The following is an 18,721-nucleotide window of genomic DNA, read 5'->3' as shown; positions in this document are numbered from 1 at the left end:
CATCAAAAAGATACAACCTTTTTCTTCAACCGTAAAAATCTTTCGGTTTTAGGCCGATTTCCTGAAAATACCTTTAAAACGTCAACCTGTTGCTGCGGCTTCCCTGTGTCAATTTCAGTTTATGTCTGGTTTTCTTAAAACAGCTTAGAAAGGAGACACGGCGGTAGATTTCCGGTGACGAGACACCAGGCCATGCGTGGGAGAGAAGATAAACACGAGCAGGAACTGCAAACCGATGATTGCTGAGATAGCACCTGCCACCGAACCATTCAACCATAAGGCCAGATAGAAGCCAGCCGCAGAGGCAATGATTCCGGCCCCAGCCGAAATAAGCAGCATTTTCTTCAGATCATCGGTGAGGAGGTAGGCAGTGGCGGGCGGGCCCACCATCAAGGCAACTACTAAAATGGCGCCTACAGATTCAAAGGACGCCACGGTAGTTAAAGAAACGGCTCCCATTAAAAGGTAGTACCAGAGCGTGGTGGAAATGCCAATGGCCGCAGCGAAAGCAGGGTCAAAGGAGGTGAGGTATAATTGTTTGTAAAACAAGCTGATAAACAGTAGGAGCACCACCAGAACACCACCGATAATCCAGACGGTACGCGGCCCTAAATTCAGGCCGGTTTCGGTGAGCCAGATGTCTAAGGGCACGTACGCAATCTCGCCGTAGAGCACGCAATCCTGGTCCAGGTCTACCTTACCGGCATACACCGAGATCAGAATAATACCCAAAGCGAACAACCAGGTGAAGGTGACGCCAATGGAGGCATCGGCTTGGACATTGGCTTTCTTGTGGAAGAATTCGATCAGAAACGTGCAGGCTACCCCTAGCAACGCGGCCCCTATGAGCATGGTCCAGACTTCGCGGGAACCGCTGAACAGGAAGGCGAGCACAATGCCTGGCAGTACCGCGTGGGAGATGGCGTCTCCTACCATGGCCATGCGGCGCAGAATCAGGAAGCAGCCCAGCAGACTGCAGCAAATGGCCACTAAGGCACCCGTGAGTATAATCCAGAAGGCATCTATGTTCATGGCTGTTGCGGAATTGAGGTATGGTGCGGATCGGCGGTAGGGAAGTCCAGGAGTTCTTCCAGGCGTTTCTCCAACTCTGGCGTGAGCACGTGCTCAATGGATTCGGCGTCTTCGTGCACGTGGTCAGAGGCCAGTTGCAAGTATTTGGTCAGGTAAAGTTCCCAAAGGCGGTGCAGGCGCACAATGCGTTGGGCTTCTTTTTTACCGTTCTGAGTCAGGGCCCAGCCGTTCGTGCTTTCCTTGACCAAGCCTTGCCGGCTGAGGGTTTGCAGGGCGTTTTTCATCCGGAGCAACGGTTGTTGCCTCCGTTCCAGAATCTGAGTTTTGGTGTAACTGTTTTCGTACTCACCTTTCACTTCACCCAGGTGGAACAGGGTTTTCAGGATGTTCTCGCGCGTCATCTGTCGGCGGAGTCTGCGCTGAAGCAGGTAGCGGGCCAGCAATCCTTTTTTAGGGGCTAAAAAGAACGAGAAAATGGCCAGCAAAGACAACAGCATCACAATCCAGGGGCCGGTGGGCATGGCAGGAGCGGTAAACGAGACAAAAGCACCAGCGGCGCCGCAGATGGCGCTCATGGCGGCCGCCAGTAAAATCATAATGCCCAGCCTATCGGTCCAGAAACGGGCAGCAGCGGCCGGCGTGATGAGCATCGCTGACATCAGCACCACGCCCACAGACTGAATGCCTACCACCACCGCCAGAACGGTGAGGGTGGTGAGCAAAAGTTCCAGCCCGCGCAGGGGCAACCCAATGGTGCGGGCGTACGCCATATCAAAACTGAGCAGCTTAAATTCCTTGTACAGCAGCAGCACGCTTAACAGCAGCAACACGGCCACCGCTCCGAAGGTAATGAGGTCTTGCCCCACCAAGGCCGCCGCACTCCCGAACAGGAATTTATCCAGCCCACTCTGGTTTTCGTTTCCGGAGTGCTGGATGGAAGTCAGGAATAAAATACCAACTCCGAAAAAAACGGAAAGCACCAGTCCAATGGCCGTGTCTTCTTTGATGCGGCTGTGGGCGGTGATCACATCAATGATAAGCAGGGAAAGCCAGCCGGTCAGGAAAGAGCCTAGCAACAGAATAAGGGGATTTTTCTCCCCGGTGAGCATAAAGGCCAGACAAACTCCAGGCAACACGGCATGGGCTACGGCATCGCCCACCAAGGCTCTTTTCCGAAGCACCGTAAAGCAACCCACCACCGCCGAGGAAGCCGCCAGCAGCACCGAGCCGATGGTCACAAACCGCACGTTGGCATCTGACATGCTCAGGAAATCCCATAGCGTGTTCATTTGCGGGCCGGTTTGGTTTCTCTGATAGGGAAATTCTTCTTGTGCAGCAGTTCACTCACGCGGCTAAGTTCGGTTAACCGGCCGCCGTACGTATTCTCCAGCAACGCAGGCGTGAGCGTTTCATCCGTCGGACCAGAGGCTACCAGCCGCATGTTGAGCAAGAGAATCCAGTCAAAATAATCTTGCGCAGATTGCAAGTCATGGTGTACTACCACCACCGTTTTTCCGGTTTCCCGCATCTGCCGCAGCAGTTCAATAATGGCGGTCTCTGTGGCAATGTCTACCCCCGCGAAAGGTTCATCCATGAGGTACAAATCGGCGTCTTGCGCCAGGGCCCGGGAAAGGAACACCCGTTGCTGCTGCCCCCCAGATAACTGGGAAATCTGCCGGTTGGCGAAATCCTGCATACCCACTTTCTCCAGCGCCTCCATGGCTAACTGCCGTTGCTTCGCCCCCGGACGGCGGAATAGGCCCAGTGAACCGTAGGTCCCCATCATGGCCACATCCAGCGCCGAGGCCGGAAAATCCCAGTCCACCGATTCGCGCTGCGGCACGTAGCTCACCTTTTTGCGCACTTCGTCCAGGGATTTACCGAACAGCTCCACATAGCCGCTGCTAAGCGGAAGCAAGCCCATAATGGCTTTGATTAACGTGGATTTACCGGCCCCATTAGGGCCAATGATTCCCACCAACGCCTGCTTGGGCACTGTTAAATCTATATCCCACAGCACCGGCTTCCGCTGATAACTCACCGTCAAATCATGCACCTCCAAAACCGGGTCCGTCACGTGTTGTATCATGGGTTTGTCCTTCCTTTTAATGAGAATTCTGTATAGCTGCCGTTTGCTATGCTTTTATTTTTGCTTGTTAAAAGAACTGAGCATCAAAGGCTATCCTCTCTTTTGTCATCCTGAAAGGACCTTGTGGGCGGACTAGCCAGCCTTGTAGTAAACGCTACTACCGTTCGCCCATAAGGTCCTTTCAGGATGACGGAGAAAGGGTAATCATGCTGCTTTTTCGCCAGTTTTCAGGAAAACACCCTTAAAGCAGAATTCCAGTACTCACTCATTCTCTCAATCACTCAATCACTCAATCATTCAATCTCTCAATCTCACTTCAGCGCCTTCACAATTTTGCCCACATTCACCCGCACCATTCCGGCGTAGGTGCCTGCCGGGCCGTTTTCTTCTCCCAACGCATCAGAGTATAAGGTGCCGCCCAACTTGATATTATGTCCTTTCTGCCGACAGCCTTCCAACACGGCTTCAATGGCTTTCTGGGAAACAGAGCTTTCCACAAATACAGCTTTCACATTTCGTGTCACAATGAAGTTCACCAGAGAAGAAACATCCTGTAAGCCAAACTCAGACACCGTGGAAATGCCCTGCAAACCCTGCACCTGAATGTTATAGGCACGGCCGAAATACCCGAAGGCATCGTGGGCGGTAATCAAAATTCGCTGCTGGGCAGGAATGGTGGCAATCTCCGTTTTGGTCCACTGGTGCAGGCTGTCCAGCCTAGCCCGGTACCGTAAGGTGTTTTCTTTGTAGTAGGTGGCATTTGGCTGGTCTTGCTTCTGCAACTTGAGAGATAGATTCTCCACCACCAGACTCCAGAGGCTTACATCAAACCAAATGTGCGGGTCGTAGCTGTTCTGGAACTCAGGCGTTTTGTAGACCCGGTTAGCAGGAAGTCCTTCGGCGGCCGCCCACACCACTTTCTGACGCGCCAGTTTTTGCAGCACTTCGCCCATTTTACCCTCTAAATGGAGGCCGTTGTAAATGATGATGTCTGCTTCGCGCAAGGTCTGCAAGTCTCCCAGCGCGGCTTTGTACAAATGCGGGTCTACGCCCGGCCCCATCAAGGCGCTCACCACCGCGCGGTCACCTACTACATTGGCAACCGCATCGCGCAAGATACCGGTGGTGGTTACAATGTACAGTTTGCCTTGCTGGTGAGCTTTGGCGCCGGGTGTATTCACCGGCTCGCAGGCTGCGCAAAGCAGAAGCAGGAAAAACAGGAGGCAGAGCGGCCAGCGTTTAGAGGCTAGTTTCATAAAATAGGCGTGAAAACGCACCTCACGGATGGATAACGAAAATCTTCTCCAGTACATCTGAAGACAATATCACGGACTTGCTTTTATCTATACATATCTCCAAAGAGTTATCATAGGGTATCTTATCTACTACTTGCAACTGAGAGCCAATCTGAATGCCTACCCGGTTAAGGTATTGTAGAAAGGCGGGCTGCGAATCTTTAACCCGGCATACCACGCCTTTCTGCTCAATGTTCAAAGAAGCCAGTACCCGTTGCTCTACCTCGCGCAGTTCGCCCGCCTCTGTAGGGATAGGGTCGCCGTGCGGATCAATGCGGGGGTGGCCCAGAAACTCGTCTAAGCGCTGAATGAGCAATTCAGATTTGACGTGTTCCATCTGTTCGGCCACCTCGTGCACCTCGTCCCAGGTGAAGCGAAGTTTCTGCACCAGAAACACCTCCCAAAGGCGGTGTTTCCGGATGATCTTCAAAGCGACCCGTTGGCCTTCTTCGGTTAATTGCACGCCGTGGTATTTCACGTAATGCACCAGGTCTTTGGCGCTCAGCTTGCGCAGCATGTCACTCACCGAGGCAGGCTTGGTTTGCAGCGTTTCGGAAAGTGCGGTGGTGCTTACCGCGTTGGCTCCGCCGCCAGCCAGTTTATAAATGGCCTTGATGTAGTTTTCTTCTGCGGTGCTGTGCATGAGACTTTACCAGCGTATTAAGGCCGAGGCCCAGGTGAATCCACTTCCAAACGCCGCCAGGCAGATTAGATCGCCTTCTTTCACGCGTCCTTCTTCAAAGGCTTCAGAAAAGGCGATGGGCACGGAGGCGGCGGTGGTGTTCCCGTATTTCTGGATGTTGCTGAAGATCTTACCTTCTGGCAACTTCATTTTTTGTTGAATAAACTGCGTGATGCGCAAGTTGGCTTGGTGCGGTACCACTAAGTCTAGATCTTCAGCGGTGACGCCGTTGTGAGCCAGTGCTTCATTGATCACTTCCGGGAACCGGGTAACGGCATGTTTGAACACGGTGCTTCCGTTCATGATCGGGAAGATGTCGCCGCTGTCAATGGTCTGGTACGTGAGGCGCTCCGCATCATTGCTGGAGGGTCCTTTGGTCATCAGTTCCTCGGCAAATTCGCCCTGGGCATGTAAGTGCGTGGACAGAATGCCGCGTTCTAAGCTATCAGAAGGCGTCAAAACCGCAGCCCCGGCGCCATCCCCAAAAATCACGGAAACTGACCGGCCTTTGTCTGAGAAATCCAGCCCTGAGGAATGAATCTCGGAACCTACTACCAACACGTTGTTGTACATGCCGGTTTTAATGAACTGATCTGCCAGAGAAAGGGCATAGATAAAACCCGAGCACTGGTTTCTAACGTCGTAGCACGGGATGTCTGAGATACCCAATTCGCGCTGCAACAACACACCAGAACCGGGGAAGAAATAGTCTGGGCTTAACGTGGCGAACACAATCATGTCCAGGTCTTTGGCTTCCAGACCGGCTTTTTCCAAGGCTTTGCGGGCGGCGTTGGCGGCCATGTTGGCGGTAGTGTCTTTGCCCGGTTCAAAATAACGACGCTCATGAATACCAGTCCTTTCTACAATCCAGGCATCTGAGGTGTCCATCAGCTTCTCTAAATCTGCATTCTTCACTACCTTTTCAGGTACATAATGGCCGAGACCGGCAATGCGTGAGTTTCTAAGTTCTTTCGTCATAGTTCGTCAAATATACGTGTAAGAATATAAAAGTTTAGGTTTGTCTAAATTATTTTTTAGAAGACTAAAGGCTTGCTGCCTCTTTGATGATTCTCTGCACTTTTTGCTCTTCCTCTCGCCAGAAAACTTCCTCCGGAATACCGTTCAGGTAGTACGTTCGGCTTAAGAGAAGCTCTACTTTCTGGGCGGTTAAATTCTTGGAAAAAGAATGACAGATGCCCGCAGAGGTTCTTTCCAGAATATCGGCCCACAAGGGATTCTCCTCCGTTATTACCACTAAACCGTTGCCTATGTACTCATACAGTTTGGTGGGAATACAAGTAAAGGTGCTGGGGTGCGGGTGATACGGCAAAAGCCCGATATGGTGTTGCTGTTCCTGCGCTAAAATCTCCTGGTGCGGCACCAAGGCATCGCCGCCTAGTAGCTGTACGAAGGGCAGCGGCTGAATGTGGTGTTTCAGTTCCTGCAGAAAATTTGGGTCGGCGCAGTAGCCAGTGATGGTGAGCTCGGCCTCGGGTACCCAGGCACGGAGTTGCTGAGTGAACTTCACCGCTTCCAGAACCCCGTACAGTTTAGAGATGGTGCCGGAATACAGTAACCGCAGTTGCTTGACTCCCTTTAAAGAAACAGGCTTCTTGCGTGGAGTGACTGAAGCATCCGCCACCGGCGGAAGGTACTTGTTTTGAATAATGGTAAACCTACTACTCAGAAAAGGCAATTCCTGCGCATACGCTTGCTCCGCCAGAAAGAAATGGCTGACAGAAGGAGCCACTGCTTTTTCAATTCCCCGCACCAGATAGCCCATTGCCTTGCCCAGTAAACCTGGGTACACCTGTTGGGTAGAAAGGTTGAGATAATAGTTCTCCTGCACGTCATAGATCAAGCGGCAATCATTCTTTTTGCAGTAAAGCCAACCTACGGGCAACAACTCATGCGTGGCTACCACCAACACCACTGGCCTGATTTCCTGCAGTAATCTCCAGAATCTTAGCTGGGCCGAAATTCGGATTACCGATAAGCGTTTGAATAAAAAGATAGGATGGAAAAAGATCCCGTTGGCGTCTGAAGAGGAGGGAAGCGCACTTGCAAACCCTGCTAGGTGTACCTCGGCCTGGGAGATTTTCGCCAGACTTTTACCAATCTTCTCATACAAACGGGTGTCAGAAACCGGCTTTAAAAGAGAAGCCAGCAGAATTCGTTTTCGAATCATCGCCACAATTTAATAATTTTGGGCTCTTATTCTTTCAAGAAGACCAAATGAACGATTTACGAGTAGCAATAGAAAGCGCCTGGGATGACCGGTCGTTGTTGGGCAATACCCATACCCAGGAAGCCATCAGAACCGTTATCCAGCACCTGGACCGTGGAGAACTGCGTGTGGCTGAGCCCACCAGTTCTGAGAAATGGCAGGTAAATGAGTGGGTGAAGAAAGCCGTGCTCATGTATTTTCCTATCCAGAAAATGGAAACCATTGAGGCGGGTCCTTTCGAGTTCCATGACAAAATTCCGCTGAAAAAAGGCTTCGCCGAATTGGGTATTCGCGTGGTACCGCATGCTTTGGCCCGTTACGGTGCCTATATTTCCAAAGGCGTGATCCTGATGCCTTCTTACACCAACATTGGTGCTTACGTAGACGAGGGAACCATGGTAGACACCTGGGCCACCGTTGGTTCTTGCGCGCAAGTAGGCAAGCACGTCCACTTAAGCGGTGGGGTTGGCTTAGGCGGCGTGCTGGAGCCTGTGCAAGCAGCCCCGGTGATTGTGGAGGATGGTGCCTTCATTGGCTCGCGTAGTATTCTGGTGGAAGGTTGCCACATTGGCAAAGAAGCCGTGATTGGCGCGAATGTCTGCATTACGGGCAGCACCAAAATCATTGACGTCACCGGTTCTGAGCCTAAAGAATACAGAGGCTATGTGCCGCCCCGCTCTGTAGTTATTCCTGGTTCTTATACCAAAGAATTCGCCGCCGGTTCTTACCAGGTTCCTTGCGCTTTGATTATTGGCCAACGTAAAGAAAGTACAGATTTGAAGACTTCTTTGAATGATGCGCTTCGGGAAAACGAGGTGGCTGTTTAAGGGTTGGTTTTTGTAAAACTTAGGTAAAACGGAAGAGGTCTGCAGATTGTCGGCCTTTTCTGTTTCTTGTGGTAGTAGGTGCATGCAGTTTGTTTTTCCCTTGGCTTGGCTGCTTTTTTCGTGGATGCAGGTGCTGAGTTGTTTCATCTTTGACGCTAAGCGCTCACGGCCGCGAGGCCCCGTCTTCCCCTCTCGCACTGCCCTTTCGGCCTGAGAAGCCTTTTGCGCTTAGTTTTGCCATTCCAGGGCCAAAAGCGAGGCGCGCTCGGGAAAGACTGGAAAGGGGAAAGTAGCAAATGGGCTTTTACCTCTTGAAGCGGATACTCCCCCTTTGAAGGGGGCGAAGGGGGGATGTTGACACAAGCAGATTTAACGCATTCCTTTCTTCAGAGTATTCCCCAAAACATGGTTCAAGTCTGTGACTTGGACCCATCATGTACGGAAGTTTGTAACTTCCGTGAGGCGAGAGTCTCAAAATAGTAGCTGTAGAAAACAAAAGCGCTTCTGGTCTGTATTTAGAAAAACAGACGGGAAGCGCTTTTTGCTGATGGGGAATGCAGGGGTTTACCGTTTCTTGAAGGTATCTGCCACTACCAGGTCTTTGGTGCCGTGCGAGTAGCTGTAGAAGCCTTGTCCGCTTTTCACGCCTTTGTGTCCGGCCTGTACCATGTTCACCAATAACGGACACGGCGCATATTTGGGATTGCCGAAGCCGTCGTGCAGCACGCGCAGAATGGAGAGGCACACATCTAGCCCAATGAAATCGGCGAGTTGGAGCGGACCCATGGGGTGCGCCATGCCTAGTTTCATAATGGTGTCAATCTCTTCTACGCCCGCCACGCCTTCAAATAAAGAATAAATAGCTTCATTGATCATAGGCATCAAAATTCTGTTGGCCACAAACCCCGGGTAATCATTGGCCTCGGCCGGAATTTTTCCTAACTGCTTTGAAAGATCCAGAATCTTGGTGGTCACTTCATCGCTGGTAGAATAGCCTCTGATCACTTCCACTAATTTCATGACCGGTACGGGGTTCATGAAGTGCATGCCAATTACTTTGTCGGGGCGTTGGGTGACCGAGGCTATTTTGGTGATGGAGATGGAAGAAGTATTACTGGCCAGAATGCAGGACGGCTTAGTGAATTGCTCCAACTGCCGGAACAGGTCCAGTTTGATCTCCACGTTTTCTGTGGCCGCTTCTATCACTAAATCAGCGTCCTTCACGCCTTCCTGTAGTTGGGTGAAAGTGGTGATACGTTCCAGGGTTTCAGTTTTCTGGGCTTCGGTCACGGTTCCCTTGGCTACCATGCGGTCCAGGTTTTTGGAGATGGTGCCTAACGCTTTGGTTAGGGACTCCTGGGAAATATCAATGAGGGAAACAGAGAATGAATTCTGCGCGAAAACGTGGGCGATGCCGTTGCCCATGGTACCAGACCCAATGACGGCTATGTTCATAGAATGAGCGTTAGTTAGTGAGATGAAGCTGCAAAGCTAGAATATTTTGAAAGGGCTGCAATTTGAAAGAACGGCATGAATAGAAAATAATCAGACACAAGACATTTTAACGAACAGGTATAGAAGTAATTGTATCTCGCTAGAAAACTATATAAATCTTTTCAAATACTCTTGCGTACAAGCAGAAAAATCAGTAATGGTTCTACTTAAAAAAGTAGCGTCTAAACAACTAACCAAAACCAAACACAACTAAAACTATGGGAAATCTATTGTACATCATCGCGGTAGTGCTGGTAATTATCTGGCTAATCGGATTCTTAGGGTTCGGAGATCAAGTAGGGGGTATCATCCACGTATTGTTAGTGATTGCGGTCATCGCCGTACTGTTGCGCTTGATACGTAGGGCATAGCTCGTCTGCTAGCAGAGCACTATCTCTTCACCTAAAGCATAAATAAGATTATGGGAAATTTACTGTATATCATTGCGGTAGTGCTTGTGATTTTATGGCTCATCGGGTTTTTGGGCTTTCCAAGCCAGACCGGCGGCATCATTCACGTTTTACTGGTGATTGCTATTGTAGCCGTTTTACTGAGATTGATACGCGGGTAGAGCAGTGCTTTGCCTCTAAAACAGAAAAGGCGACCTAGTTAGGTCGCCTTTTCTGTTTTAGAGGTATTTTTAAGAAAACTGCTTAAAAGCGCATTTCCTTACACCAACGTACTCACGCCATACATCTGGGCCCGTAGAGCTTTGATGTCTTCGTTTCTGAGGTATTCATCATAGCTCATGCGCTTGTCAATGATGCCTTTGGGCGTTAACTCAATGATGCGGTTCGCGATGGTATCTACGAACTGTAAGTCATGGGAGCTGAACAGCAAAGAACCCTGGAAGTCTTTCAAACCATTGTTGAGCGCCGTAATGGACTCCAGGTCTAAGTGGTTGGTTGGTTCATCAAGTACCAGCATGTTGCCACTCTGTAGCATCATACGGGACAGCATGCAACGCACTTTCTCGCCTCCAGACAACACCCTGGCTTTCTTTAATGATTCCTCGCCAGAGAACAACATACGGCCCAGGAAACCCCTGATAAAGCTTTCGTCTTTCTCCACGGAGAACTGGCGCAGCCAGTCTACCAGGTTCAGGTCTACGTCAAAGAACTCGGTGTTGTCCTTAGGGAAGTAAGCCGTGCTGATGGTGGTACCCCACTTGTATTCGCCGCTATCTGGGGTGGCCTCACCCATGATAATCTTGAAGAAGGTAGTAGCCGCCAAGTCGTTCCGGCTAATCACGGCAATCTTATCTTTCTTGTCTACCGTGAAGGTGACATCTTTGAACAGAATCTCACCTTCGTTGCTTTTGGTCAGGTTGTCTACCTGCAGCAACTGGTTCCCGGCTTCACGCTCTTGCTTGAACTGAATGTAAGGATACTTACGGCTGGAAGGTTTGATGTCCTCCAAGGTCAGTTTTTCCAACAGTTTAGCCCGGGAAGTAGCTTGCTTTGATTTAGAGGCGTTTGCGCTAAAACGAGCAATAAACGCTTGTAATTCTTTCCGCTTGTCTTCGGTTTTGCGGTTGGCATCGGTGCGCTGCTTGGTGGCCAATTGGCTAGACTCATACCAGAACGAGTAATTACCGGCATACAGCTGTATTTTACCATAGTCAATGTCGGCCACATGCGTACACACGGCATCTAGGAAGTGGCGGTCGTGGCTTACTACAATTACCGTGTTCTGGAAGTTGTCCAGGAAGTTCTCCAGCCACATGATAGATTCCGCATCCAGGTGGTTGGTAGGCTCATCCAGCAGGAGAATGTCTGGGTTGCCGAACAGTGCCTGCGCCAATAATACCCTGATTTTCTCATTACCGCCCAGGTCTTTCATGAGCGTATAATGCATGTCTGGCTGAATGCCCAAACCGCTGAGCAGTTCTCCGGCCTCGTACTCGGCGTTCCAGCCTTCCATGTCCGCGAATTCGGCTTCCAGTTCAGAGGCGCGCATGCCGTCCTCCTCGGTGAAATCTTCCTTGGCGTAAATGGCGTCTTTCTCGTTCATGATGTCCCACAGGCGTTTGTGGCCCATGATCACCGTCTGAAGCACCGGATACTCATCATACTCATAGTGGTTCTGTTTCAGAATCGCTAAGCGCATTTTGGCGGGAATGTCAACCGTACCGGTATTAGGGTCTATTTCGCCAGATAATATTTTAAGGAAAGTTGACTTGCCCGCACCGTTCGCCCCAATAAGGCCATAACAGTTACCGGGAGAAAACTTGATGGTCACGTCTTCAAAAAGGGTGCGTTTGCCGTAGCCAAGACTAACGTTGCTAGTACTGATCATGCTGCTCTTTTAATATGTAATAGGGTTTGCAGGGGCGAAGTTACCAAAAGAACTGAAAAGCATTTTGCTATTCACTTAAATCCAGCTTTTTGGCAGACTGCCTTATTTACAGACAATCAAAGCCTTAATTCAGTTCAGCAAAAACAAGAATGCCTTTATGGGGTTATAGCTAGGACATTAACTGCAAAAAATACAGGATTTGCACAACACCGCTGGAATGAAATAAGTATATCATAAACCATATCTAGCGTGTGTAGCAGAGAAGGGGAGACCTAATCTCTGTTTAATAAGATCTTAAACAAACTAAAACTACAATGGAACAACGTAGAGCAACGGTACAGAAAACAGGTACCTATTTTGGAATAATGACGGGTATAGCCGCTATCATTTATATAGTCTTGGTGAAACTGCTGGGACTTATTGAGAATGTCTCCTTACACTTCCTGACCGGTATCATTCTAGTCATTGGCATTTGCCTGGCCATTAGGCGGCATAAAATAAACAAAGGCGGCGAGTTGGGTTATTTGGAAGGTATTGGCGTAGGTTTCTTTGTGGGCCTGATCTCCTCGGTATTGTACACCATTTTCCAGGTGTTGGCAGATAAAATTTTCAATCTGGCTATATCTTATCCTTACATGGCAGACGAGACCTACGGCAATGAGCAAGCCGTTTGGGTGGTGGGCATTATCTGGATCTTGCTGGGCGTGGTCATTGGTGCCTTTGTAGGTTACATTGCCATGCAGTTCTTTAAACGCCCAGACCATAAACTTACCTCTTAAGCTTAACTACTTTTGAATCTGGCGGGCCTGACTAACAAAGTCAGGCCTTTTTTTGGCCGGTTTGGAAAAATTTTCAGCTTCTGAGAAGAATATTTAAGTAGACTATTTGAAGAAGGGCAAGGGGTAAAGCTTTTCATAAGAAAAATTCCATAGTAGCTAAAACCACATTTAAGCTAGATGCATTATATGGCATAACATTGGTGAAATACGCTTTTAACCGTTAGGAATGTAATTATATTGTTAATTTACTATATATAATTAGTTTATTTCTTTAAGGCGAAAAATGCAAAATTTTGGAGGGGGTGTTTGGGTACAAGTGAAAAAATATCAAAATTCTTATAACCTTCCTGAATTGCTTACGTTAAAGGATGTATAGAAAAAGAATAACCCATTTGACTAGAACTATACTACCTAAAGCGTCAATCAATACCATGAAAAAGTTAATCTTATCCGCCTTCTTGCTTGGAGCCGTTTACACTGCTCAAGCCCAAACCAATCTTACAGGGGCTGCCGCAACTTCCCGCGCCGTGCTTTCCATGAGCGCTCAGGAAATGAGCCGTCAGATGTACAATGAGCTGGAGCTGAATGAAGGCCAGTACATTAAATTGAAAGCGCTGAATCAAGCCAGATTTGACAAGTTCAGCGAAATTGAAAAAATGTATGGCAATGACCCGCAGATGCGCGATGCCAAAATCAAAGAAGTGAACCAGCAATTAGATCAGGAGTTCGCGCAGGTGCTTACTCCAAAGCAATTCACCTCTTACCTTGAAATGGATGGCCGTGCCATGGCAGCGGCGCCATCTACTTCCTCAACTGAAATGGGGGCTTCCAGCACCAATGCTTCCGGCGGATCTACTTCTGCTGAACTGAAAGTAAAGGACGACAAAGTGAAACTGGAAAGCGGTAGCGCGAAGGTGAAGCTGGAAGACAACAAGATGAAAGCCGAATCTGCCAGTGGCGAAATGAAAGTGAAAGGCAATACGGAGAAACTGAAAACAGATAATGTGAAGTATAAGTCTTCTCCTTCTGAAACCAAGATTATCACTCCAGATGGAAAATCTAAAGTGGAGAGTGATAAGATGAAGATTAAAACCGAGACTACTAAAAAGAAAGTGAAAAACTAAGAGTTGACGCTTGCCCAAGAAAGCCGTTCTTCCCTAGAGGAGAATGGCTTTCTTTTTTTAGGGGCTTTCCTACATTACTCCGCGAAAATACTTGCTTCCCGTACGGTGCCCAGGGCGTCTAGGCGTATGGTGAGTGCCTCCTGGTTATCCTCCTCTTTGCCGGCTTGGGAAGCGGTGCATTTAGGCCCCGGCGTTATATAATAGATGTAGATTTTCTGGCTCTTTTCCAGTAATTCCTCCGCATCTGGTTTCCCCAACAGCCTTCTGATATCCCATTCTTTCAAGCCTTCCAACTGTAGCCTGATCTCCTCTACCTGTGCCTTCAGTTTCTGGCGCTCGCCCGTGCAGCCGTTTAAATCGTTCTTCCAGGCTTTAGAATCCAGTTTGAGTTCGTTTTCTGAATTTGAGCAGGAAATGGAAGCCATAAAAAAAAAGCAACCTAATAACGTATTGAACGTGTTTTGTTTGGATAATAACAGTAACTTCATAGGACAGAAAAAATGATCAGAAAACACCTTCTTTGTTTCCTTTTTAGTAAGTTTAAGTAGGCATTTCAGAAAACTTGGAACAAAAGTAGACAGGAATGGGGTTATAATAGTGCCACACGTAAAGAAATAAGGATGAACAAGGTAATTTCAGCATTCTCTTTCCTAACCATACTCTCCTTCGTATCTCCTGCCAACAGTGCAACTACTGTAGATACGTCGGCCGAGGTGACCACCACCAAAGTAATTGCAGTTCCATCTACCATATCTAATGAGGTAACCTCGGCGAAAGCTTCTTTTGATGATTACCTGGAAAACCTGTATGACGAGGCTGATCTTAGAAAAGCTGGCTTAAGTTTTGACGTTTTCAAGAGAGCCGCCACCGGGTTCTATAATCTAAAAGAAAAGAACAAGCTTAACAGTGCTAAGAACTTACTTACCGTTATAGATTTCAGCAAACATAGCAGTGAGAAACGGTTATGGATTGTAGATATGAACAAAAAGAAAGTGTTATACCACAGTCTGGTAGCGCACGGAATGGGTTCTGGCAATGAAAAAGCTGTGAAGTTCTCCAACACTGTAAATTCCCACATGAGCAGCCTGGGTTTCTATGTAACGGAGAACACCTACGTAGGTAAGCACGGCTTGTCTTTGAAGCTGAACGGATTAGACAAAGGTTTTAACACTAACGCGAAACAACGGGCCGTAGTAGTTCACGGTGCAGATTACGTGAGCGAAGCATTTGTAAAGCAACACGGCCGTTTAGGCCGCAGCCACGGCTGCCCAGCCTTGCCTAAGGAAATCACTACTCAGGTTGTGCAATTGATCAAAGGAGGCACATTGCTTTACATTGATGGCCCATCTGCTAATTATGCATCGGCTTACCTTGAAACAGACTCTGCCATCAAACGTTTTGAAACCGAGATTCTAGCGAAGCAGAAAGTACTCTTAAGTAAATAATTCTGAAAATATAGATCCTCTAAAGCAGCAGAAGCCGACCTTAATGGGTCGGCTTCTGCTGCTTTAGAGGATTTGATTTGCTTAAGCAGTGTCTTTGGTTCTTTTGATGAGGCTAATGCCGGTGAAGAAAAAGATTAAGCCCAAGATAAAAGGGACTGCTGCAGAAATTTGGTTCACAGACACATCGCCTACTGAACCACCGCCGTTCAGAAAGGCATACGATCCCCACAGGAGGCACACAATCCCCAGGATTGTTAAAATAGCCCCGAAAGTTCTTTTTAGATTCATGTTCTAGTTTTGCTTAGTGAAAGAAAACGCCTGCTGGCGCTACAGGCATTCTTACGTATATCCAATCAAAAATGATATAGTCATTTGGCTATATCCAGGAAGATTTGGTCACAAAGACCTCCGTATTTCGCGCAACCAAGTAAGAGCAAAGCCGTTCTTCTAGGCATAATGTTTTTTAACCCGTTTTCCTGAAAGGATTTCAAAAACAAACCACAATAAGAAAATTACAACTGTTGGCTGCTGAAGCGTGAAAGAGGAGGCGTAGCATAAAGATTGCTTCATCAACAGCTCCTCTCTTTTAGGCATGTTTTTTGAAAATCGGCTTAAAAAGGCTAAGTAGCATCACTCAAAACAACATAATATGGCTAAGGTACTTTTCATCATCAACCCAATCTCCGGCGACATTGACAAAGAAGCTTTGATGGAAGATCTGAATGATTTTTGCGGGCAGCACGGCATACAGGCAGATCTTTATAAAACCACCGGTGAGCAGGATGAAGAAAAGTTAAGAGAGAAGATCAAGGCCACACATCCAGAAATTGCCTGTGCAGTAGGAGGGGACGGAACGGTAAGTTTAGTGGCGAAAGCCATCATGAACACCCAAGTAGCGTTGGCCATCATTCCGCAAGGCTCCGGCAACGGGCTTTCCAAAGATCTGGGCATTCCGCAGAATTATGACGATGCGGTGCATTTGCTGGTTGACCATGAAACCGTAGCCATTGACACGTTAGATGTGAACGGATTGCTTTCCATTCACCTGTGCGACGTGGGTTTCAATGCGCTGGTGGTGAACCGTTTTTGCAACGGCGATACGCGGGGCCCGGGTGCGTACGCCTGGATTGCCATGCAGGAGTTTATGGGCTACGAACCCAAGAAGTACACCATCAGCACCGAAGGTAAAACCATCTTTGACGGCGAGGCTTTCATGATCACCATCACCAATGCCAAGGCATTCGGGAGCAATGCGGCCATTAACCCAACTGGGATCATTGACGATGGTATGTTCGAGATCTGCATTCTGGAGCCTTTCCCCAAATCTTCCAGCCTGGGAATTCTGTACCAATTGTACACCGACAGCATAGATAACTCGGTGTACACCCACCGTTTCAGTTGTAAATCGGCTACCATCATCAATCATTCAGAGGAGGTTTCCCAGATAGACGGCGAGCCCGAGAATCTGGGCCGTGAAATCAATTGTAAGATTCAGCACAAAAGCTTAAAGGTAATTCTGCCTAGGCAGGAGGAGTAAGAGGAGCCTGGTAGATGTTCTTCTGAAAAGCCAGAATCGGTTCTTCGCCCGCCCCTAAGGCTGGTTCTAAAACGCGCAACCAGATGGAACCGTCCTGGTACTGGTCCAACACCATAAAGCCTTTATTCTCGTGCGCAAAAGAAGCCTTTCCGCCCTTGGCTACGAAGTTGGTTTTACTTCCCGAACCGCTTACCGCATAGTGGTTTCCTTTCACCTGAAAGTACTGCAGATTGTGGTCGTGCCCGGCCACGTAGAAAATGGAATTGTACTGGTGCAGGATGCGCAATAATCTCCGTCTGAACTTCCGGTACGGCGGGTAGGACATGTCTTCGTGCATGCCCAGGTACTTGCGGTACAGCCGGAACATGGAACCCACTAATGGCAGCGGAATCAAAGCCCTTTTATTGAGGAAGGTAAGCGGAAACAGGTGTTGTTTAACGGTGAACTTACCCCCGTGTAATGCATTGCTGTACAAAGGATGATGCGCGGCCAAAACAATGAACCGGTGCTTGTTTTGCTCCAGCAGTTCTTTCAGGGCGGGGTAAAAATCTCTGGAGATTTTATAAGGCTTACCAGGGCTCTGCTCCAGCGGTTTAAAGCCCGCCTGTACCCACCATTGGGTATTGATGACAATGATGAGTAGTTGCCCATTGATCTCCCAGGTAACAGGGCCTAAACTACCACCCTGGGGCAGGTAAGCCATTTTATCCTGTAGCTTTTCTGTGATGTAATTTTCCTGGCGTTGCACAAAGGAAAAGCCATCTTTGCGACCCTTGTTCCAGTCATGGTTTCCACTGAGGTAGATGACTTTGCCTTGGTAGTTTTTGAAAAGCGCTAATTGGTTCTCTAGCCGTTGTTCGGCCTGGGCATACCTGAAACTCCCCACCGGCGGCAACCCGACTGGGTAGATATTATCTCCCAGAAGAAGAATGGTGCTGTTTTCACCCGCTTCCAGGGTCCAGGACTGGATGGCTTGCAGGAGCAGATCGTCCTGTAGAGAACCGTTGCTGCCAACGTCTCCTACCATGGCAATGGAGTGGATTCTTTCCTGGACTGACGGAGGTGTATTGGTGCGCCACCCAATTTCGGTTAAGGAATAAAAAGGTTTTTTCCGGTATTTCCGCTCTCGCAAATACGCCCAGGTAAACCAGGCGGTAAGGACAAGGAGAACTGAGAGGGCAATGATATAGAGCATTTATAGGAGTGCTGAATCAGTAGTAACACTTACTCTTCTTACCGGTTAAAAGTTTGGCGGAATAAGGTGTTTGAAATGGCCGTTGAGTTTCACCCGTTCCTTAAGGCGTTCGGTCTCTAACACCACCGGTAGAATCTTGGTCAGGTGATCTAAGATAATCTCTAGCCGTTCGCTTTCTTTGGTTAACTGCAACAACCCATATTCCTGTTGGGTTGAGAAACCCAGATGGTGCGCCACGTCATACGACTGGAAATTGTCTGGCAAGTTGAGCATGAGCGTCTGAATACCCAAGGCGCTGTACAGTTGCTTCAACAGTTCCAGGATCTGGGTTCGTAGAAAAGGGTTCTCGTCTTTGATGAGCGGAAGGTCCTCTATCTCACCGCCTGAGTAAAGCCTACCCGGCACCTGCCGTTGAAATTCCTTAATTTTGAACACCCCAATGCCTTTGGTTTTGATGTCCATTTCACCGCCCAGATATTTCTTTTCCAGACTCAGGATCTTGATCTCGGTGCCGTAATCGCCCAGGCCATTCTCCAAATAAACCGGTATCCCGAAGGTGGTGTCATTGGTCTGGCATTCCATGATGAGTTGCCGGTAACGGGGTTCAAAAATATGGAGATTCAGTTTTTCCCCCGGAAACACCACTATGTTCAACGGAAAAAGAGGTAAAAATCTACTCATGCGTGTTTTTTAGAAA

Annotated in this window: 20 protein-coding genes; 7 read left to right on the top strand and 13 right to left on the bottom strand. The window is 48.5% G+C overall.

Features of this window, described 5'->3' with window-relative positions:
- Window positions 1-144: 144 nt before the first annotated feature.
- From ACY0JR_RS01255 to ACY0JR_RS01225, 7 genes are all read right to left on the bottom strand, one after another.
- Entirely contained in the window at window positions 145-1,032 is an 888-nt protein-coding gene (locus tag ACY0JR_RS01255) for a metal ABC transporter permease (protein ID WP_462631979.1), read from the bottom strand.
- Complete coding sequence (locus ACY0JR_RS01250; protein ID WP_462631977.1) at window positions 1,029-2,321, bottom strand: metal ABC transporter permease; 1,293 nt, start codon at window positions 2,319-2,321, stop codon at window positions 1,029-1,031. The genes ACY0JR_RS01255 and ACY0JR_RS01250 overlap by 4 nt, the downstream gene beginning before the upstream one ends.
- Complete coding sequence (locus ACY0JR_RS01245; RefSeq protein ID WP_462631975.1) at window positions 2,318-3,121, bottom strand: metal ABC transporter ATP-binding protein; 804 nt, start codon at window positions 3,119-3,121, stop codon at window positions 2,318-2,320. Before ACY0JR_RS01245 ends, ACY0JR_RS01250 begins: the two co-directional genes overlap by 4 nt.
- Before the next feature lie 311 nt (window positions 3,122-3,432).
- Entirely contained in the window at window positions 3,433-4,377 is a 945-nt protein-coding gene (locus tag ACY0JR_RS01240; RefSeq protein ID WP_462631974.1) for a metal ABC transporter solute-binding protein, Zn/Mn family, read from the bottom strand.
- A 22-nt stretch (window positions 4,378-4,399) separates the two neighbouring features.
- A complete protein-coding gene (locus ACY0JR_RS01235; RefSeq protein WP_462631973.1) occupies window positions 4,400-5,059 on the bottom strand; it encodes a metal-dependent transcriptional regulator in 660 nt (219 codons plus the stop codon).
- Window positions 5,060-5,065: 6 nt separating this feature from the next.
- The gene (locus ACY0JR_RS01230; RefSeq protein WP_462631972.1) at window positions 5,066-6,076 is read right to left on the bottom strand and encodes a 3-oxoacyl-ACP synthase III family protein; all 1,011 of its coding nucleotides are present in this window, start codon (window positions 6,074-6,076) and stop codon (window positions 5,066-5,068) included.
- Between the two features lie 64 nt (window positions 6,077-6,140).
- Window positions 6,141-7,286 carry a glycosyltransferase family protein gene (locus ACY0JR_RS01225; protein ID WP_462631971.1) on the bottom strand — a complete coding sequence of 382 codons (1,146 nt, stop codon included), beginning with the start codon at window positions 7,284-7,286 and terminating at the stop codon, window positions 6,141-6,143.
- Between the two features lie 47 nt (window positions 7,287-7,333).
- Here ACY0JR_RS01225 and ACY0JR_RS01220 point away from each other — a divergent pair, with 47 nt between their 5' ends.
- Window positions 7,334-8,152, top strand: a complete 819-nt coding sequence (locus ACY0JR_RS01220; RefSeq protein ID WP_462631970.1) for a 2,3,4,5-tetrahydropyridine-2,6-dicarboxylate N-succinyltransferase — start codon at window positions 7,334-7,336, stop codon at window positions 8,150-8,152.
- A 564-nt stretch (window positions 8,153-8,716) separates the two neighbouring features.
- On the opposite strand, the gene ACY0JR_RS01215 is transcribed toward ACY0JR_RS01220, so the two are convergent.
- Window positions 8,717-9,607: a 3-hydroxyacyl-CoA dehydrogenase family protein gene (locus ACY0JR_RS01215; RefSeq protein ID WP_462631969.1), complete on the bottom strand. Its 891-nt coding sequence runs from the start codon at window positions 9,605-9,607 to the stop codon at window positions 8,717-8,719.
- A gap of 257 nt (window positions 9,608-9,864) precedes the next feature.
- On the opposite strand from ACY0JR_RS01215, the gene ACY0JR_RS01210 reads away from it, so the two are divergent.
- Window positions 9,865-10,017, top strand: a complete 153-nt coding sequence (locus ACY0JR_RS01210) for a lmo0937 family membrane protein (protein ID WP_123127185.1) — start codon at window positions 9,865-9,867, stop codon at window positions 10,015-10,017.
- 50 nt (window positions 10,018-10,067) lie between these two features.
- Window positions 10,068-10,217 (top strand): lmo0937 family membrane protein, encoded by a 150-nt coding sequence (locus ACY0JR_RS01205; RefSeq protein WP_462631968.1) that lies wholly within the window; start codon window positions 10,068-10,070, stop codon window positions 10,215-10,217.
- Between the two features lie 98 nt (window positions 10,218-10,315).
- On the opposite strand, the gene ACY0JR_RS01200 is transcribed toward ACY0JR_RS01205, so the two are convergent.
- Window positions 10,316-11,944 (bottom strand): ABC-F family ATP-binding cassette domain-containing protein, encoded by a 1,629-nt coding sequence (locus ACY0JR_RS01200; RefSeq protein WP_462631967.1) that lies wholly within the window; start codon window positions 11,942-11,944, stop codon window positions 10,316-10,318.
- Window positions 11,945-12,258: 314 nt separating this feature from the next.
- On the opposite strand from ACY0JR_RS01200, the gene ACY0JR_RS01195 reads away from it, so the two are divergent.
- Together ACY0JR_RS01195 and ACY0JR_RS01190 are read left to right on the top strand one after the other, a co-directional pair.
- Window positions 12,259-12,723, top strand: a complete 465-nt coding sequence (locus ACY0JR_RS01195; RefSeq protein WP_462631966.1) for a DUF4199 domain-containing protein — start codon at window positions 12,259-12,261, stop codon at window positions 12,721-12,723.
- 431 nt (window positions 12,724-13,154) lie between these two features.
- Complete coding sequence (locus ACY0JR_RS01190; protein ID WP_462631965.1) at window positions 13,155-13,847, top strand: hypothetical protein; 693 nt, start codon at window positions 13,155-13,157, stop codon at window positions 13,845-13,847.
- A 74-nt stretch (window positions 13,848-13,921) separates the two neighbouring features.
- Here ACY0JR_RS01190 and ACY0JR_RS01185 read toward each other — a convergent pair whose 3' ends face one another.
- On the bottom strand, window positions 13,922-14,272 hold the full coding sequence (locus ACY0JR_RS01185; protein ID WP_462631964.1) for a hypothetical protein: 351 nt from the start codon (window positions 14,270-14,272) through the stop codon (window positions 13,922-13,924).
- A 195-nt stretch (window positions 14,273-14,467) separates the two neighbouring features.
- On the opposite strand from ACY0JR_RS01185, the gene ACY0JR_RS01180 reads away from it, so the two are divergent.
- Window positions 14,468-15,292, top strand: a complete 825-nt coding sequence (locus tag ACY0JR_RS01180; protein ID WP_462631963.1) for a murein L,D-transpeptidase catalytic domain family protein — start codon at window positions 14,468-14,470, stop codon at window positions 15,290-15,292.
- An 81-nt stretch (window positions 15,293-15,373) separates the two neighbouring features.
- Here ACY0JR_RS01180 and ACY0JR_RS01175 read toward each other — a convergent pair whose 3' ends face one another.
- Complete coding sequence (locus ACY0JR_RS01175) at window positions 15,374-15,580, bottom strand: hypothetical protein (protein WP_462631962.1); 207 nt, start codon at window positions 15,578-15,580, stop codon at window positions 15,374-15,376.
- 361 nt (window positions 15,581-15,941) lie between these two features.
- On the opposite strand from ACY0JR_RS01175, the gene ACY0JR_RS01170 reads away from it, so the two are divergent.
- On the top strand, window positions 15,942-16,829 hold the full coding sequence (locus ACY0JR_RS01170; protein ID WP_462631961.1) for a diacylglycerol/lipid kinase family protein: 888 nt from the start codon (window positions 15,942-15,944) through the stop codon (window positions 16,827-16,829).
- Here ACY0JR_RS01170 and ACY0JR_RS01165 read toward each other — a convergent pair.
- Window positions 16,813-18,024 carry a metallophosphoesterase gene (locus ACY0JR_RS01165; protein WP_462631960.1) on the bottom strand — a complete coding sequence of 404 codons (1,212 nt, stop codon included), beginning with the start codon at window positions 18,022-18,024 and terminating at the stop codon, window positions 16,813-16,815. The genes ACY0JR_RS01170 and ACY0JR_RS01165 overlap by 17 nt on opposite strands.
- Window positions 18,025-18,069: 45 nt before the next feature.
- Complete coding sequence (locus ACY0JR_RS01160; protein ID WP_462631959.1) at window positions 18,070-18,705, bottom strand: LON peptidase substrate-binding domain-containing protein; 636 nt, start codon at window positions 18,703-18,705, stop codon at window positions 18,070-18,072.
- Window positions 18,706-18,721 lie beyond the last annotated feature (16 nt).

This window comes from Rufibacter sp. JT3400010, from assembly GCF_054956755.1.
The sequence above is the reverse complement of the archived record's forward strand: the minus strand, read 5'-3'. Positions and strand labels throughout refer to the sequence as shown.

What these genes read in the sequence shown, in the direction of transcription:
- ACY0JR_RS01210 (WP_123127185.1), top strand. Translation starts at nt 9,865, where the DNA reads ATGGGAAATCTATTGTACATCATCGCGGTAGTGCTGGTAATTATCTGG.
- ACY0JR_RS01225 (WP_462631971.1), bottom strand. Translation starts at nt 7,286, where the DNA reads ATGATTCGAAAACGAATTCTGCTGGCTTCTCTTTTAAAGCCGGTTTCT.
- ACY0JR_RS01160 (WP_462631959.1), bottom strand. Translation starts at nt 18,705, where the DNA reads ATGAGTAGATTTTTACCTCTTTTTCCGTTGAACATAGTGGTGTTTCCG.
- ACY0JR_RS01255 (WP_462631979.1), bottom strand. Translation starts at nt 1,032, where the DNA reads ATGAACATAGATGCCTTCTGGATTATACTCACGGGTGCCTTAGTGGCC.
- ACY0JR_RS01250 (WP_462631977.1), bottom strand. Translation starts at nt 2,321, where the DNA reads ATGAACACGCTATGGGATTTCCTGAGCATGTCAGATGCCAACGTGCGG.
- ACY0JR_RS01185 (WP_462631964.1), bottom strand. Translation starts at nt 14,272, where the DNA reads ATGGCTTCCATTTCCTGCTCAAATTCAGAAAACGAACTCAAACTGGAT.
- ACY0JR_RS01195 (WP_462631966.1), top strand. Translation starts at nt 12,259, where the DNA reads ATGGAACAACGTAGAGCAACGGTACAGAAAACAGGTACCTATTTTGGA.
- ACY0JR_RS01175 (WP_462631962.1), bottom strand. Translation starts at nt 15,580, where the DNA reads ATGAATCTAAAAAGAACTTTCGGGGCTATTTTAACAATCCTGGGGATT.
- ACY0JR_RS01230 (WP_462631972.1), bottom strand. Translation starts at nt 6,076, where the DNA reads ATGACGAAAGAACTTAGAAACTCACGCATTGCCGGTCTCGGCCATTAT.
- ACY0JR_RS01165 (WP_462631960.1), bottom strand. Translation starts at nt 18,024, where the DNA reads ATGCTCTATATCATTGCCCTCTCAGTTCTCCTTGTCCTTACCGCCTGG.
- ACY0JR_RS01245 (WP_462631975.1), bottom strand. Translation starts at nt 3,121, where the DNA reads ATGATACAACACGTGACGGACCCGGTTTTGGAGGTGCATGATTTGACG.
- ACY0JR_RS01235 (WP_462631973.1), bottom strand. Translation starts at nt 5,059, where the DNA reads ATGCACAGCACCGCAGAAGAAAACTACATCAAGGCCATTTATAAACTG.
- ACY0JR_RS01205 (WP_462631968.1), top strand. Translation starts at nt 10,068, where the DNA reads ATGGGAAATTTACTGTATATCATTGCGGTAGTGCTTGTGATTTTATGG.
- ACY0JR_RS01200 (WP_462631967.1), bottom strand. Translation starts at nt 11,944, where the DNA reads ATGATCAGTACTAGCAACGTTAGTCTTGGCTACGGCAAACGCACCCTT.
- ACY0JR_RS01240 (WP_462631974.1), bottom strand. Translation starts at nt 4,377, where the DNA reads ATGAAACTAGCCTCTAAACGCTGGCCGCTCTGCCTCCTGTTTTTCCTG.
- ACY0JR_RS01215 (WP_462631969.1), bottom strand. Translation starts at nt 9,607, where the DNA reads ATGAACATAGCCGTCATTGGGTCTGGTACCATGGGCAACGGCATCGCC.
- ACY0JR_RS01220 (WP_462631970.1), top strand. Translation starts at nt 7,334, where the DNA reads ATGAACGATTTACGAGTAGCAATAGAAAGCGCCTGGGATGACCGGTCG.
- ACY0JR_RS01170 (WP_462631961.1), top strand. Translation starts at nt 15,942, where the DNA reads ATGGCTAAGGTACTTTTCATCATCAACCCAATCTCCGGCGACATTGAC.
- ACY0JR_RS01190 (WP_462631965.1), top strand. Translation starts at nt 13,155, where the DNA reads ATGAAAAAGTTAATCTTATCCGCCTTCTTGCTTGGAGCCGTTTACACT.
- ACY0JR_RS01180 (WP_462631963.1), top strand. Translation starts at nt 14,468, where the DNA reads ATGAACAAGGTAATTTCAGCATTCTCTTTCCTAACCATACTCTCCTTC.